The organism is Winogradskyella sp. PC D3.3 (genome assembly GCF_054366245.1).
The window spans coordinates 2,341,311-2,354,972 of sequence record NZ_CM135962.1 but is presented as its reverse complement, the minus strand read 5'-3'; the positions used below and the strand labels follow the sequence as shown (position 1 = coordinate 2,354,972).

The following is a 13,662-nucleotide window of genomic DNA, read 5'->3' as shown; positions in this document are numbered from 1 at the left end:
ATGTTAACATGGACGTGAACTTTTTTTATAAAATTCACCATAGTGTTTTTTTTGATCGAACTATTACTATAGATTTAGCCCGTAACTGATTACATTAAAATTATTATCGCTTTTATTTAAAATGAGCATTCAGCTATATACTAGTCTGTAATGTAATTTAGCAATTACCAGTATTTGCAAATAGAATGTCTCTGCCCAAAACTACTCCGCTTGGCAATTTTACCTTGTCCTTTAAATAGTTTGTGATTTGTTTTTTGATTTATCTAAACCAAAATAGTAGCATTAATAAGATAATTATGACACAGCATAAATTCATAACATTTGCCAATTCACTTACCGAATTTAAACAACATTATGATTATAAGATAGTTAAACCCAATAATAATGCGACTAAAAATGTTACTTCTGTAGTAAAATAGATTTTATTGCCTTAACCATTTTCTCTGCTCGTACTTTAACTTCATCTTCCGTCCAAGATAATTTTATTAAACATGAAATATTACGAGCAATATATGAGTCCGATTGTTCGAAGGTTTTTGTTTGAAGATATTCTAAACCTTCTTTAACTTCTTTTGAAATTGGAACTAGAGATTTCTGATCTTTTAAATGGTTCCATTCTTTAATATAATGCCAATTGTTTTGATAATAATTCCAGCACGCATCAACTCCACCTATTTTAAAGGCTTCAATTACGTTTTGAGCAGCTTCCAAATCGGGTAAAAAGAAATTTAAAAAGGCATAACTCTCTTCTCCTCCATTAGGTACAGTTCTAAACGTCACACCAGGAACTCGAGCTAATGCATTTCTTAAAATGGTATAATTACGTTTTTGAATAGCAATAAATTCTGGCAAACGTCTTACTTGTGCCAAACCAACAGCTGCATGCAATTCCGAAATTCTGAAATTATAGCCTAAAAACGGATGAGTTTCTGCACCTCTATCATTACCAACATGATCGTGACCGTGATCGCTGTAATGGTCAGCATTTATATAGTACTCTTTATTATTTGTTACTACAGCACCACCTTCACCGCAGGTAATCGTCTTTACAAAGTCGAATGAAAAACAACCAAGATCTGCAATACTTCCTAATGGTTTTCCATTGTATGTCCCACCAATAGCTTGACAAGCATCTTCAATAAATAACAGATTATGAGATTTACAAATGGCTTGTAAGGCGTCCATATCTCCCATACTACCACACATTTGCACCACCATTACCGCTTTTGTCTTTGGTGTAATTGCTGCTTCAACCGCTTTAGGGTCTAGTGTTAAGGTGTCATCAATATCAACTAAAATAGGAATAGCTCCAAGCATCATTATAGCTTCAAAACTCGCTACAAACGTAAAGGTTGGCATAATCACCTCATCTCCTGCACCAACTCCTGCTGAAGCTAAGGCTACAGATACTGCAGCTGTTCCACTAGAAACCAATTGAACGTGCTTCGATTGAAATGTGGTTGCCAATTCGGCTTCCAACTCTTTAGCTTTCCAATGGCCTTTTCGCATGCCATCAAAACCATAGCGCATTAATACTCCGTTGTCTAAAACATCATTAACTTCTTTGCGTTCTAAATCGCTAAATAACTCGAATCCTGGCATAGTGAATTTTAATTTTATGTTTTTCTTAAGTCGAAAAACAAAGATATGATTTTACCTATTTCGAGGTGTTAAAAACGGCTATAATTCTATAACGGTTTTTGAAATCGGTTGTCTTACTTTTTTAAAATCCGCAAACAAATCGTCGTCCGCTCTATAACCAACGGGAAGTAATAATACAGAACTTAAACCATGCTTGTCTAGATCTAATTTTCTGTTCAATTCATTAGGTAAAAAACCTTCCATTGGACAACTATCAATACCTTCTACGGCACAAACGGTCATTAAATTACCTAAAGCGATATAAGCTTGTTTTGTTGCCCAACTTACTTTTTTATCGGTTTGCATACCTTCAATAGTAGATTTCATTTGCTCCTTAAAAGGTTCTAGAATAGCATCTGGTGTATTTCTTATAGCTTTTATAGTTTCAAAGTGCTCATTAACATCGGCACTATCAATTTCATTTTGAATACACAAGACCAATAAATGAGAAGCATCTACAACTTGACGTTGTCCATACGCGACTTCAACTAACCGTTCTCGTACTATTTTATCTTCAACAACGATTAATTTTATGGTTTGTAAACCATATGACAACGCCGTTAAATTAAATGCTTCTTTTAAGGTATTTAATTTTTCCTTTGAAAGTGTTTTAGTAGCATCAAATTTTTTGGTTGCGTACCTCCATTTTAACTTTTCTATGATGGACATTTGTTCTTTTTTTTCAAAAATACATAATATATCTTTTGGATTGCTTAGTAGATAAAAGAACGCCTCTTACAAACAGAAAAATCTGAATGACCCTTAAAGATCTTCAGCTTGTTATACAAATTATTTGTAAATTATTTTAATAGGGAATTGGAAGATAAATAAAAATGAAAGCCTTTCATTTTAAAATTTTAAAGACCTATGTATTGTGCGATGTTGTTCTTTAAATCTCAACATTTGGAAGTGTTTAATACGTTATTATAAAAGCAAAGTATACTACTAGAACTAAAGTGATTGTTTAGGAGCCAAACAATCAGCTTAGTACAACAAGTAGTATAGCATAGATGCCAAAACCTTTTTAATGAAAACCAAAATAATTTTGAGGGCTTTTGTTAATGATTGTCCGTTTTAAAATAAGTCGTATTACGTTACTTACTATCTAACAAAAATCTACTTTTATCTTCTTTTTTTATTCTTGATACGATATCAAATAATTGTTGTTTTAAAGCTCTGTAGTATTTAAGAAAATCATTAAGCCTTACCATTAAGGCCTTATGTTCTTCTCTATAAGCCCCTTCTTCTTTTGGCTGATTTATTCCATCAATCATAATTTTAAGATCATTTTGATGAACTTTAATCGCCTCAATCAATAGATTGTTTTGTTTTTCTGATCTGTTTATGGCATCAATAATCTCTTTATTGTGTGAAAATTTTTCAGGTTCAATAAGTTGAAGCGTGTATGATTTTATAAGATCTTCAAAAAACAGGTGTTCATCTTTTAAAAATTCTAATTGTGACAACCACGCTTTAGATTCTGTATGCATTTCTTCTGCACTTAACCATTTTACATAACGCGTATTTGTTTTCGTTGTTACCATGATAATACGATTTTAAAAGCAGAACGCCATTAGAATAACAACCTTCTGCTTTATTGTTAGTTTAGAATACTTCGATTACTTTCTTAAATGGTTGCTTAGCCTCTTCTTTCTTTTGAAGGTCTAATTTTAAAATACCATCTTTATAAGTTGCCTTAATGTCTTGGTCTGTATTCACCGATTTAGGTAAACTTAAAGATCTTTTAAAAGAATTGTAACTAAACTCTTTGCGTGTGTAGTCGTCTTCTTTTTTTTCTACTTCATTTTTTTTCTCACCACAAACATTAAGCATATTATCATTAATGGTGACCTCAAAGTCTTTTTTAGAAAAACCAGGTGCTGCGAATTCAATTTCGAAATTATGTTTATGCTCCTTCACATTCATTGCAGGCATTAAACTATCTTCTTCTAAAAAATCAGTGTTAAAAAAGTCATCGCTACTTAAAAAACTTTTTAAGCTGTCGTTGTTCCAAGTAGGAACCAATCTGTTTTTGTGATTAAATTTAATAAGTGACATAATTAAAATTTTTTATTGTTAAACTTAAATTCTATGACACTAAATTACTTCTATATAATACTTTACAAAATGACCTGTATCAGTTTAATAATCTAAAATAAGCACTGCTTTAGATAAAGATCTTATCGCTTTCATTTAGCTTAGGTATCGTTACATTCCAATTATAAGTCACTTTTATTTTAACTCTAAACGCATCTAATGCTGTAGGTTCTCCATGCACTAAATAGACCTTCTCTGGAATGTTCTTTATCGTACTCATCCATTGCAGTAAATCGTGTTGATCAGCATGCGCTGATAAACTATCGATACTTTTTATCGTAGCCTTTACAGGATAGTATTTTCCAAAAAAGCGTATTTCATGAGCACCATCATGTAACTGTCGACCTCGTGTTCCTTCTGCTTGGTAACCAACTAGCACAACAGTTGTAGAAGACTCATCAATTAATTGTTGCAAATAGGTCAGTACACGTCCTCCAGTAACCATACCGCTTCCGGCAATAACAATCTTAGATCGTTTATCATCTATGGTGTCCCAAGTTTCTTTATACGATTGTACAATATTTACATAATTGCACATGGCATTATAATCTTCTGTGGATAATTTATGCCACTTCGGAAATCGTTTAAAAACTTCTAAAACATTATTTCCCATTGGACTATCTATAAACACAGGAATGTTTGGTATTTTATTTTTTTTATACAATTGCCAAAGAATGTACATTAGGGTTTGCAGCCGTTCTACCGCAAAACTTGGAATAATCACATTTCCTTTTTTATGAATTGTATCGTTAATAATTGTCGCTAAGGTTTCTTCTACATCTTCTACAGGATGTAATTTATCTCCATAAGTACTTTCTATAAATAGGAAGTCTGCCCATTCGGGCGATTTTGGATTGTTGAGTAAATAATCATTAGCTCTTCCAATATCACCTGAGAACACAAAACGCTTTTCATTAATATCTAATTCAATAAATACAGCTCCGATAATATGACCGTTATATTGAAATCGATATTTAATATGTTCCGATAATGGTATCCACTTATCATCAGTTTCAGCCTTAAAACGTTTTATAGTGTCTTCAGCTTCTTTTATGGTATAAAAGGGCAATGCTGGCTCATGCTTAGTGTATTTTTGCTTATTAGCTTTTTCAGCCTCTTCCTCTTGTATTTTAGCACTGTCTTTTAATATAATTTCGGCAATAGCTAGTGTTGGTGCGGTACCAATAATATTTCCTTTAAAGCCTTGTTTTACAAGTCGTGGCAAATATCCCACATGATCTAAATGGCCGTGTGTTAGTAAAACCACATCAATAGAAGGCACATCTACAGGTAAGTCGGACCAGTTTAATTCTCTAAGTGCTTTAAGCCCTTGAAACATGCCACAATCGATTAAAATATTAAGCTCAGATGTTTCAATGAGATATTTAGATCCTGTAACGACTTCAGAAGCCCCTAAAAAACTAATGTTTACAAAATTCTCCATTTTTTTTAATGATTTTCAGTTGTACATAATAGCGCTATTTCATTCAGGATTTTTTCTTTTCGTTTATCTGAAACTCCGAGATGATCTAAATAAAATTTATCGTGTAATAATTCTCTACAAAGCACCACTTCCCTACTTAATAAAAATTGTTTTTCTCTATTTGTAAGTAAAGTCGATACTGTTATAGGATACAAGCCTAATCGATCTATTCTATCTTTTAAACCGTCATTTGTGGGATAGTCCCAACTCAGCAAATAAAGTCCACAACATTTACCATATTGTAAAGCATCTGTGGTAAACCTTGTGTTTGTAACGAGCCAACCTTCTGTAAGTATAGTGTCCTTTTTTAAATTTTTATTCCAAAAGGCCTTAACATCATTATACCTAGAATTTATATACAGTGGAATTTTAACATTACAGTTTAAACCTGGTTCTCCATGAAATTTACATTCTACAAGTGTTGTTTGATTGTTTTTGTGTGCCAAAACATCAATCTCGTGAGTCACACACGCTCCGTTTAAAATTTTGCCTACCTCTGTTTTATAGCCTGAATATTCTAAAATAGCACTCACAAAACGCTCAAACGGAAAACCTGTTGGTCCTAATTCATAAATTGCTTTTTTTAACTTGTATTTTGAGGCTAAATAACTTTTCTTTTTTTTAAGTAATGCAAAGGCCCTATTATAAATCTCTTTTGTTGAAATGCCTTGATATAACTCATCTCTAACTTTATCTAAAATCTGATTAACAACGGCTTTCTCAGCACCTGTTCTGTTTAATGATGTTCTTAATTTTTCAACTGAAAACTTAACTTTATCACCCGATGATTTTATAATATCAAAACTTTCCTTTTTCATCTATTTAATTCATTAAAGCATGTTGTACTCGTATTAGAAAATTAAAAGGTTTCTAACCGTATTAAGTAGAACAAGGAATCACTAAAAACGGCACAATTGGGTTAAAGCCTATTTTAGTAACAACAGGTTCATTTATAAAACCTTCTATTAAGCTGTGTTCATAATTTATCATAACAAGAATATCAATCTCTAAGTCTTTTATAAAATCATTGATTTCTTGGGTCTTACTGGCATAATTTGGCATCCAATGAAAACTATGAGGGTAATTTTCTAGATATACTTTTAGCATGCTTAAATTATAATCTTGTTTTGCTGTTAAATTTTTCTTTTTTGTAATATGAACAATTCTAATTTTTGAATTATACAGTTCTGCCATTCGCTTTATAGGATAGAGTTCTTCACCATAAAAACGATTAAAATCAGTAGGAAAAGCGATTTGTTTAGGTTCTACAAAGTCAAACTCATCTGGCACTACTAAAATTGGACATAATTTCATTTTTTTAATCACATGTACGGTATTACTTCCAAAGAAAATTTCTTTTGCTTTAGTCGCACCTTTGGTGCCCATAATCACCATATCGATGCCATGACTCTTAATAACCTTTTCTATAGCCAAATGCAATGGCTCATTACTAGAAATGGTTTCGAAATTATGATTTGGGTTAATATTAGCCTCTTCCGTCATCTCTTTTAGCTCTGCTAATTCTTTTAAAGAATTAACTTCAAGATCTTCAACATAATGTGTTGTGATATACGTTCTTTCTGTTGAATTTAAGAAATAAAAAGAATTCAAAAAGCAAAACGTACATTCCTCATCCTTATATAATTTTAAGGCATAAACGATAGCATTCCACGCGTTGTCTGAAAAATCTGTTGGTATTAAAATAGAGCGTTTCATAATACTTATTTTTGATGAGCTGGTATTACTAAAAATGGCACCTTTAAATGAAAGCCTATTTGGTTGAGTTTCGATTGAAAAAACAAATTTTCAAAAAAGGAATGCTTATTATTAATCATAACCAGCAAATTAATTTTTGATTTAATCTGAAATTCACTAATAGCCTCGGTTACATTCATCATGTTATATTCATGAAATAGAAATGACGCATCTTTAAAAAAGGTTTCTAACGCTAACTTATTTTTGTTTTGTTCTGCCGTGTATTCATTATTTGTTAGAACATGTAACGCATTGATTCTAGAATTATGAGTTACTGCTATTTCCCTTAATAAATGAAGTTGAGTAGCGTTATAATCAACCTCTAAGTCTGTAGGAAATAACACTTCGTGTGGATTTTCATATTCAAAATTAGAAGGTATCGCTAAAATAGGACACTTTATGTTTTTAAAAACATGAACCGTATTTGAACCAAAAAGCACCTCTTTAGCGCCTGTTGCCCCTTTAGTTCCCATGACAATAAGATCTACGTTTTGATTTTCAATAAATTCCTTTATCCCTTCTATTAAGGTATTAAACCGAGATAAAGTTTCAAATTTATGATTAGGATTATCTGGAAATTCCTCTGAAATTTGTGTTATTATATTTTTTAGGTTGGTCTGAGAGGTCTCTCTAATGGCATCAGCCAAACCAAATTGTGCTGGGTAACCTAACACATACTCTACATTATAAATCACAGGAGTATAAGCATTAAACAGATGAAAAACACAACTTTCATCTTTATAGAGCTGAATAGCATATTTAATAGCATTCCAAGAATTATCTGAAAAATCTGTTGGTAATAAGATATGTTTCATGACGTTTTTATTTTAATAAAATTGACCTTATGTGCTGAATATCGAGGCTACTTGAAGTTATTTGAGTTCCAATAAAATTGTACGCACTACAATAAACCTTATAATCGCATTAGTAAAGTTAATTTGTTCCAATCTCAAAAACTATGATAATTATCAGACGACTACAGAATTATCGACTTAACTCCAATCTTGCACTAGGAGTTTTAGATAAGGGCTATATTTTTCTAAAAAAAAGAAGCTAAACATAGCGTCTAACTTCTTTCTCGATTAATAGCATAAAAAGAATGTATTGTCATAATTCAATGACATCCTAAATGTAATACAATCTTTTAGCTCCTTTAATGATATATATCATTTTTGGTGTTTTAGATTAAAACAATTCCATAAACGATATTCAGTAAATAGATCCCAATAAAAAACAGTAACATATAAAGTACCTGTACGAGTTTAATATTTACAATCTGCAACCAAGCAACCGTTTGTTTTGGCAGAATAAATAAAGCTAAACCAATAAATAAAGACGACCATCCTATTAAGGTTATGATAATTTTATAATTGAGTTCCCAAATATTGTGAAATAAAATATTTAACAACCCGACTATAATGGCAATAAAAGCACTTAAAATTAAGAATTTTTGATCCTTTAAATCACTAAGAATTTGCAAGGAACGTTTGGGGTTTAGGCTAAGTATTAAAAAGAAAATAATAAGATACCAACCCCAGAATTTCGCTAATAAAATTGAACTATCCATAATAATTGTTTTTTTCGTGTAATACTAAAAATGGCACATCTGTATGATAACTTATTTCTTCAACTTTTGAATGAAATAATATTTGCTGAAAATAATTTAAATTTTTAGCCACCATACAAATCATATCAATGTTTCTACTTTCTACAAAACACTGTATAGCATCTTCTACTTTTTTGTTGGTTAAATAATGAAATGTGTACTTATAATGATCAAAGTAATCTTCTAATAATTCCTTATTCTTTTTTTGGTCACTATTTAAATCGACATTGCCTTTAGTAATATGAACAATGCGTAACGCCGAATTAAACTGTTGTAATATATCTGATATCGGTTGTAATACCTGAAGATTGTGAGATAAAGAAAAATCTGTAGGTAAGGCGATTTCTTTAGGTGGTACAAAAACGGCATTTTCGGGTATTGCCAGCATATTACATTTTACTTTTGTAATGATATCTGCAGTATTAGTCCCTAAAATTATTTTTTCTAATCCAGATGCGCCTTTTGTTCCCATTACAATGAAATCTATTTCCTTTTCATCCACATGTTTTCGAATGGACTCTATAAAAAACCCATAGTCTGTAAGGGTATAAAAATTATGCTTTTTATGATCGATCTCTAAATCTGAAATCTGTTTTAAAATCTGACGTAGTTTTTGTTTAGTTGGTTTAGTATAAATTTCTTCTATTAAATCTTGACTTAAAACCAATGAGGTGTCATTAACTGCTATGTTTTCTATTCTATTAACATGCAATACATAGAAATTACATTCTATATTCTCAAAGAAAAGAATAGCATATTGTATTGCATTCCATGAATTTTCAGAAAAATCCGTAGGTAAAAGTATATTTTTCATTACATGTTATCTTTCTCACAAATTTAGAAGTAAGATCTCGTAATGAAAATGATATAAATCATATTGAATAAATCCTTCGACGGATTACGTCATCCGTTTCAGTTTTTCTATGTCTAATAATTTAATATTCCGACCATCGGTTTCTATTAAACCTTGTTTTTTAAAACTGGCCAATGCTCTAATTAAGGTTTCTGTGGCAATACCTGCTACACTCGCGAATCACTTCGTGAAATTTTTATAGCATCGTCAGGTTTGCGATTTATTTTTTCGGCAAATTTTAAGATTGTCGCTGCCGTTTTTTTATTTACAGAACTATAAGCCATCTCTAATAATTGTGTTTTAACACCTAAGAGGTTGTCGGTTAACAACTGTATGAGTTCTAAAGCAATTTTATGATTATCAATTAATAATTTATTAAACTGAACCGTAGATATGCCCACTAATTCTACATTAGCAATGGCTTTTGCCGTTTCTTTGTGTGGCTGATTATCGGTAAATGAAGTATACCCAAATAAGTCATCTTCGTTATATAAAGCCGTTACAAGTTCTTTACCTTGTTCATCTATTTGAAAACACTTTACAGTCCCTTTATTTATGAGATAGATATAATTAGAATGCTCTCCTTCGTGATAAATAACCGTGTCCTTTTCAAAAGTAAAACGGGTCCCTTGATCATCTATAAAGTTTTTTAAATCATTTAGTGTTTGCAACTCATTGCTATCCGTTTCTTTATCTGCATTTTGAGGTCCTAATGTTAATTCTCTTAGAATAGCGTTTTTTGCGATACGACTTTCAATCGCACTAATAAGTTCGTCTTCATTAAACGGTTTAGTGATGTAATCATCGGCCCCCATACTCATCCCTTTTCTTACATCTCTAACCTCTGTTTTTGCGGATAGAAAAATAAACGGAATACATTTAGTGGCCTCGTGTTGCGCTAAAATTTTCAAAGTTTCATAACCGTCCAGTCCTGGCATCATAATATCACAAACAATAATGTCTGGAAGCTGTTCTTTAGCCATTTTGACACCCGAAATCCCATCAAAAGCACTAATAACGTTGTAATTAGAAAGCTCAAGTAGTTCTGTTGTATTTTCTCTTAAAACCGTATCATCTTCAATAATTAAAACTGTTTTCATTCTCTTACAATATTTGGAATTGATATTATAAACGTCGTACCTGTCGTTTCAGAACTCTCAAAACGAATGGTACCTCCGATATTTTCGATATGATTTTTTGCAATGTTCAAGCCAATACCTGTACCTTGAATATTAATAGCGTTTTCTGCTCTAAAGTAGCGCTCAAAAATACTTTTTTGATCGCGTTTTGGGATTCCAATACCTTGATCCTTTACTTCTATTGTGGTTAACGTTTCGTTTTGCTCTACATTGATAGTGATCACCGAATTTTCTGGGGAGTATTTTATGGCATTATTAACGAGATTAAACAAAACTAAAGCTATTGTTTTTTCATCTTGGTAAAGTGACAAATCACTAATATTTTTAGGATACGCAATGTCTTGCCCTGCTTTTAAAAGCATATTAGAATTATAAATAACTTCATCAACTATTTTACTTAATTTAAATTGATTGAAACTATAGGTTATTTTACCAGCCTCTAATTTTTCTAAAGATAAAAAATCGTTTAAAATATTATTTAAATAATAGACCTTATCGGAAATCGTTTTAATGTGCTTATTCCGCTTTTCTTGATCTTCTGTTAATTTGTATTTACTTAATAAAACCGAGGAGGTTAAAATACCACTTAGAGGGGTTTTAAACTCATGAGACACCAAAGATAAAAACCTACTCTTAAGCTCATTGAGCTCCTTTTCTTTAGATAATGCGATGCGCAATTGTTCCGTGCGCTCTTCAACTTTATGCTCTAGTTTTTCAGTATAGCTTTTACGCTCGGTAATATCTAAAATAATCGCCACAAAAACGTCTTTTTCGCCTAAACTAGACAGCTGTAAATGCACTTCTACAGGATACGTGGTTCCATTCTTTCTTTCGTGTTTGGTTTCAAACACTAGTTTTTCAACATCACCATGGATTAACACTTCAATTGTTTTAACAAATTCTTCTCTGCTCTGATGTGTTTTTAAGTCTAACGGAGTCATATCCTTTAGCTCTTCTACCGAATAACCACTATTTTTTTGAGCACCATAATTAACGTTCAAAAACTTTAAGGTTTTAGCATCAAATACATAAATTTCATTTAAAGATTCATCAAAAATAGTCGCTAAATGATTACGCTCAGATTCCGATTTTCTTTGTTGCGTAACATCATTCTGTATACCAATATAATTGGTTACAATGCCATTTTTATTAATGATAGGCATGAGGTATAAATCGTTCCAAAATAAGGTGCCATCTTTTTTATAATTACGCATGGTAACTTGACAACTTTTCCCCGCTTCAATGGCTTTTCTTATAATTTCAAACGGTTCTTGATTTCTATCTTCGCCTTGTAAAAATCGACAATTATGATTGAGAATTTCTTCACTAGAATAACCTGTAAGCTTTTGAAATGCAGAGTTAAAATATATTATGGGATTATCCTCCCTTAAAGAATCGGTTATAATAATACCATTACTAGCCGATTCTAAAGCACTACTCTTTAACATTAGGTTCTTTTCAATCTCTTTTCTTTCAGAAATATCATTGATTAAAGCCATGACATAGTTCTTATCGAGAATTGTAAATGGACTTAATTCAATCTCAACAGCAATCACCTCACCGTTCTTTTTTTGACCATAAATATCTTTAGCCTCACCCATACGTCTTTTCTTCCCTTTTTTAATAAAAGTGTCAAAATGAGAGCCATGTTTTTTGTGATAATTTGAGGGGATAAGCAGACTTAACTGCTTTTGAAGTAATTCATTTTTATTATAACCAAATATAGCTTCAGTAGCCGCGTTTACTTCTATAATGTGCTGTCTGTCATCCACGATTATAACCCCTTGAGCAACAGCGCGTAATAGGATATTAAAAATTTCTTGATTTTGTTGAAGCATGGTTGGTTGGTTAAAAAAATAGGTGTCTAAATTTAACTCATTTATAAAACTTCTCCTAATATAAACACTCCTGATTTTACAGCATATTTTCAAACTGATTTATATCATAAAAAATATGAACTAAAGCGTTTAATTTTAAGACTTAAAACATTGAATTTTGAACCCAAAAACCACTGTAGAATTTTATCAAAGTCTTGGTCAACTCTTTTATGCTATTTCAGCTATTGATTATAGTGTAAAGGAAGAGGAATTTAAGTGTCTTGAAACTATCATTAAGACAGAATGGTTGCCATTAAACCATGATGCTACCTTAATTCTAAATACATTCAAACAATTGCAAAACAACAAAACTCACGATCCTCATAGTTATTTTCAAAGTTTTGTTGATTTTAAAAACACACATTCTTCGTTGTTTGATAAAACGATGAATTCTAAAATTTTAAAAACGGCAAGCGCCATCACTGCAAGTTTTTCAGGACAAAATAAGTCTGAATTAATACTACTTGCAAAACTTGATTTAGAATTAAAAAAAGGGGAGCCGTAATGGTTAAATAAAATTGGCCATCTGACCAATATCATTTCATAAGACTTCTAGCAAAAGTAATTTTAAGGTATTAATTATAAAACATAGAAATCATGAAAAGAGCATTATTACTATTATTAGTACTGGTTATGGTTCCATTATTTGGAAATGGACAAACTATAGAAGATATTGACTTTGTTTCGCCGTTTCACAATGGATTAGCGGCCATCAAAAAAGATGGACAATGGGCATTTATAGACAAAAAAGGAGCTATTGTTATAGATTACAGATCCGATCTCGTCCCTACGACAATCGACAATGTTAGTTATCCTATATTTAGTGATGATCGCTGTATTATTGAAGCCTCTAAAGATGGTATTTCTTACTTTGGTTATATAGACTCTTCAGGCGCCACCGTTATTACACCTCAATTTTTAAATGCAGCTAATTTTAACAATGGAAAAGCACTGGCTTTAGAACTCATAAAAAATACTGTAGCCAAAAATAAAGCTTTAGATAAAAATGTAGTGTACTATAAATATTACGAAGTTGTTATTGGCCTTGATGGAACAGTTGAATATTATTTAAATCCAGCTGGTGTTAATGTAGTTGTTGATAAAGATTACTTACGCCAACCTCCAACCATTGCTGCAAAACGTCTTTCTGATCATTTATATGCTGTGAAAAACAAAAACAACAAATGGTCTTTAATAAAGCTAAAATAATT

At 31.4% G+C, this 13,662-nt stretch carries 15 protein-coding genes; 2 read left to right on the top strand and 13 right to left on the bottom strand.

From position 1 onward, the window contains the following. Positions 1-399: 399 nt before the first annotated feature. The 13 genes from ACXGSQ_RS10320 to ACXGSQ_RS10260 all read right to left on the bottom strand — a co-directional run bounded on the left by ACXGSQ_RS10320 (position 400) and on the right by ACXGSQ_RS10260 (position 12,412). The gene (locus ACXGSQ_RS10320; protein WP_458626120.1) at positions 400-1,602 is read right to left on the bottom strand and encodes a DegT/DnrJ/EryC1/StrS family aminotransferase; all 1,203 of its coding nucleotides are present in this window, start codon (positions 1,600-1,602) and stop codon (positions 400-402) included. A gap of 78 nt (positions 1,603-1,680) precedes the next feature. Further along, the gene (locus tag ACXGSQ_RS10315; RefSeq protein ID WP_458626119.1) at positions 1,681-2,310 is read right to left on the bottom strand and encodes an NAD(P)H-dependent oxidoreductase; all 630 of its coding nucleotides are present in this window, start codon (positions 2,308-2,310) and stop codon (positions 1,681-1,683) included. A 425-nt stretch (positions 2,311-2,735) separates the two neighbouring features. Then, on the bottom strand, positions 2,736-3,185 hold the full coding sequence (locus ACXGSQ_RS10310; protein ID WP_458626118.1) for a hypothetical protein: 450 nt from the start codon (positions 3,183-3,185) through the stop codon (positions 2,736-2,738). 61 nt (positions 3,186-3,246) lie between these two features. Next, positions 3,247-3,699 (bottom strand): Hsp20/alpha crystallin family protein, encoded by a 453-nt coding sequence (locus ACXGSQ_RS10305; RefSeq protein ID WP_458626117.1) that lies wholly within the window; start codon positions 3,697-3,699, stop codon positions 3,247-3,249. 109 nt (positions 3,700-3,808) lie between these two features. Then, positions 3,809-5,182 carry an MBL fold metallo-hydrolase RNA specificity domain-containing protein gene (locus ACXGSQ_RS10300; RefSeq protein ID WP_458626116.1) on the bottom strand — a complete coding sequence of 458 codons (1,374 nt, stop codon included), beginning with the start codon at positions 5,180-5,182 and terminating at the stop codon, positions 3,809-3,811. Between the two features lie 5 nt (positions 5,183-5,187). Beyond that, positions 5,188-6,039 carry an ATP cone domain-containing protein gene (locus ACXGSQ_RS10295; RefSeq protein WP_458626115.1) on the bottom strand — a complete coding sequence of 284 codons (852 nt, stop codon included), beginning with the start codon at positions 6,037-6,039 and terminating at the stop codon, positions 5,188-5,190. A 61-nt stretch (positions 6,040-6,100) separates the two neighbouring features. Next, positions 6,101-6,937 carry a universal stress protein gene (locus ACXGSQ_RS10290; RefSeq protein ID WP_458626114.1) on the bottom strand — a complete coding sequence of 279 codons (837 nt, stop codon included), beginning with the start codon at positions 6,935-6,937 and terminating at the stop codon, positions 6,101-6,103. Positions 6,938-6,942: 5 nt separating this feature from the next. Continuing rightward, the gene (locus ACXGSQ_RS10285; RefSeq protein WP_458626113.1) at positions 6,943-7,791 is read right to left on the bottom strand and encodes a universal stress protein; all 849 of its coding nucleotides are present in this window, start codon (positions 7,789-7,791) and stop codon (positions 6,943-6,945) included. A gap of 365 nt (positions 7,792-8,156) precedes the next feature. Further along, on the bottom strand, positions 8,157-8,543 hold the full coding sequence (locus ACXGSQ_RS10280; RefSeq protein WP_458626112.1) for a hypothetical protein: 387 nt from the start codon (positions 8,541-8,543) through the stop codon (positions 8,157-8,159). After that, positions 8,536-9,396: a universal stress protein gene (locus tag ACXGSQ_RS10275; protein ID WP_458626111.1), complete on the bottom strand. Its 861-nt coding sequence runs from the start codon at positions 9,394-9,396 to the stop codon at positions 8,536-8,538. Before ACXGSQ_RS10275 ends, ACXGSQ_RS10280 begins: the two co-directional genes overlap by 8 nt. 84 nt (positions 9,397-9,480) lie before the next feature. Further along, entirely contained in the window at positions 9,481-9,570 is a 90-nt protein-coding gene (locus ACXGSQ_RS10270) for a hypothetical protein (protein ID WP_458626110.1), read from the bottom strand. A 32-nt stretch (positions 9,571-9,602) separates the two neighbouring features. Further along, complete coding sequence (locus ACXGSQ_RS10265) at positions 9,603-10,535, bottom strand: response regulator (RefSeq protein WP_458626109.1); 933 nt, start codon at positions 10,533-10,535, stop codon at positions 9,603-9,605. Continuing rightward, positions 10,532-12,412: a PAS domain-containing sensor histidine kinase gene (locus tag ACXGSQ_RS10260; RefSeq protein WP_458626108.1), complete on the bottom strand. Its 1,881-nt coding sequence runs from the start codon at positions 12,410-12,412 to the stop codon at positions 10,532-10,534. The genes ACXGSQ_RS10265 and ACXGSQ_RS10260 overlap by 4 nt, the downstream gene beginning before the upstream one ends. Before the next feature lie 157 nt (positions 12,413-12,569). On the opposite strand from ACXGSQ_RS10260, the gene ACXGSQ_RS10255 reads away from it, so the two are divergent. Both ACXGSQ_RS10255 and ACXGSQ_RS10250 read left to right on the top strand, forming a co-directional pair. Then, the gene (locus ACXGSQ_RS10255) at positions 12,570-12,956 is read left to right on the top strand and encodes a hypothetical protein (protein WP_458626107.1); all 387 of its coding nucleotides are present in this window, start codon (positions 12,570-12,572) and stop codon (positions 12,954-12,956) included. A 92-nt stretch (positions 12,957-13,048) separates the two neighbouring features. Continuing rightward, a complete protein-coding gene (locus tag ACXGSQ_RS10250; RefSeq protein ID WP_458626106.1) occupies positions 13,049-13,660 on the top strand; it encodes a WG repeat-containing protein in 612 nt (203 codons plus the stop codon). Positions 13,661-13,662 lie beyond the last annotated feature (2 nt).

Bases quoted from the DNA above. Each gene is read 5' to 3' on its own strand.
- ACXGSQ_RS10320 (WP_458626120.1), bottom strand. From the start codon at position 1,602: ATGCCAGGATTCGAGTTATTTAGCGATTTAGAACGCAAAGAAGTTAAT.
- ACXGSQ_RS10315 (WP_458626119.1), bottom strand. From the start codon at position 2,310: ATGTCCATCATAGAAAAGTTAAAATGGAGGTACGCAACCAAAAAATTT.
- ACXGSQ_RS10310 (WP_458626118.1), bottom strand. From the start codon at position 3,185: ATGGTAACAACGAAAACAAATACGCGTTATGTAAAATGGTTAAGTGCA.
- ACXGSQ_RS10305 (WP_458626117.1), bottom strand. From the start codon at position 3,699: ATGTCACTTATTAAATTTAATCACAAAAACAGATTGGTTCCTACTTGG.
- ACXGSQ_RS10300 (WP_458626116.1), bottom strand. From the start codon at position 5,182: ATGGAGAATTTTGTAAACATTAGTTTTTTAGGGGCTTCTGAAGTCGTT.
- ACXGSQ_RS10295 (WP_458626115.1), bottom strand. From the start codon at position 6,039: ATGAAAAAGGAAAGTTTTGATATTATAAAATCATCGGGTGATAAAGTT.
- ACXGSQ_RS10290 (WP_458626114.1), bottom strand. From the start codon at position 6,937: ATGAAACGCTCTATTTTAATACCAACAGATTTTTCAGACAACGCGTGG.
- ACXGSQ_RS10285 (WP_458626113.1), bottom strand. From the start codon at position 7,791: ATGAAACATATCTTATTACCAACAGATTTTTCAGATAATTCTTGGAAT.
- ACXGSQ_RS10280 (WP_458626112.1), bottom strand. From the start codon at position 8,543: ATGGATAGTTCAATTTTATTAGCGAAATTCTGGGGTTGGTATCTTATT.
- ACXGSQ_RS10275 (WP_458626111.1), bottom strand. From the start codon at position 9,396: ATGAAAAATATACTTTTACCTACGGATTTTTCTGAAAATTCATGGAAT.
- ACXGSQ_RS10265 (WP_458626109.1), bottom strand. From the start codon at position 10,535: ATGAAAACAGTTTTAATTATTGAAGATGATACGGTTTTAAGAGAAAAT.
- ACXGSQ_RS10260 (WP_458626108.1), bottom strand. From the start codon at position 12,412: ATGCTTCAACAAAATCAAGAAATTTTTAATATCCTATTACGCGCTGTT.
- ACXGSQ_RS10250 (WP_458626106.1), top strand. From the start codon at position 13,049: ATGAAAAGAGCATTATTACTATTATTAGTACTGGTTATGGTTCCATTA.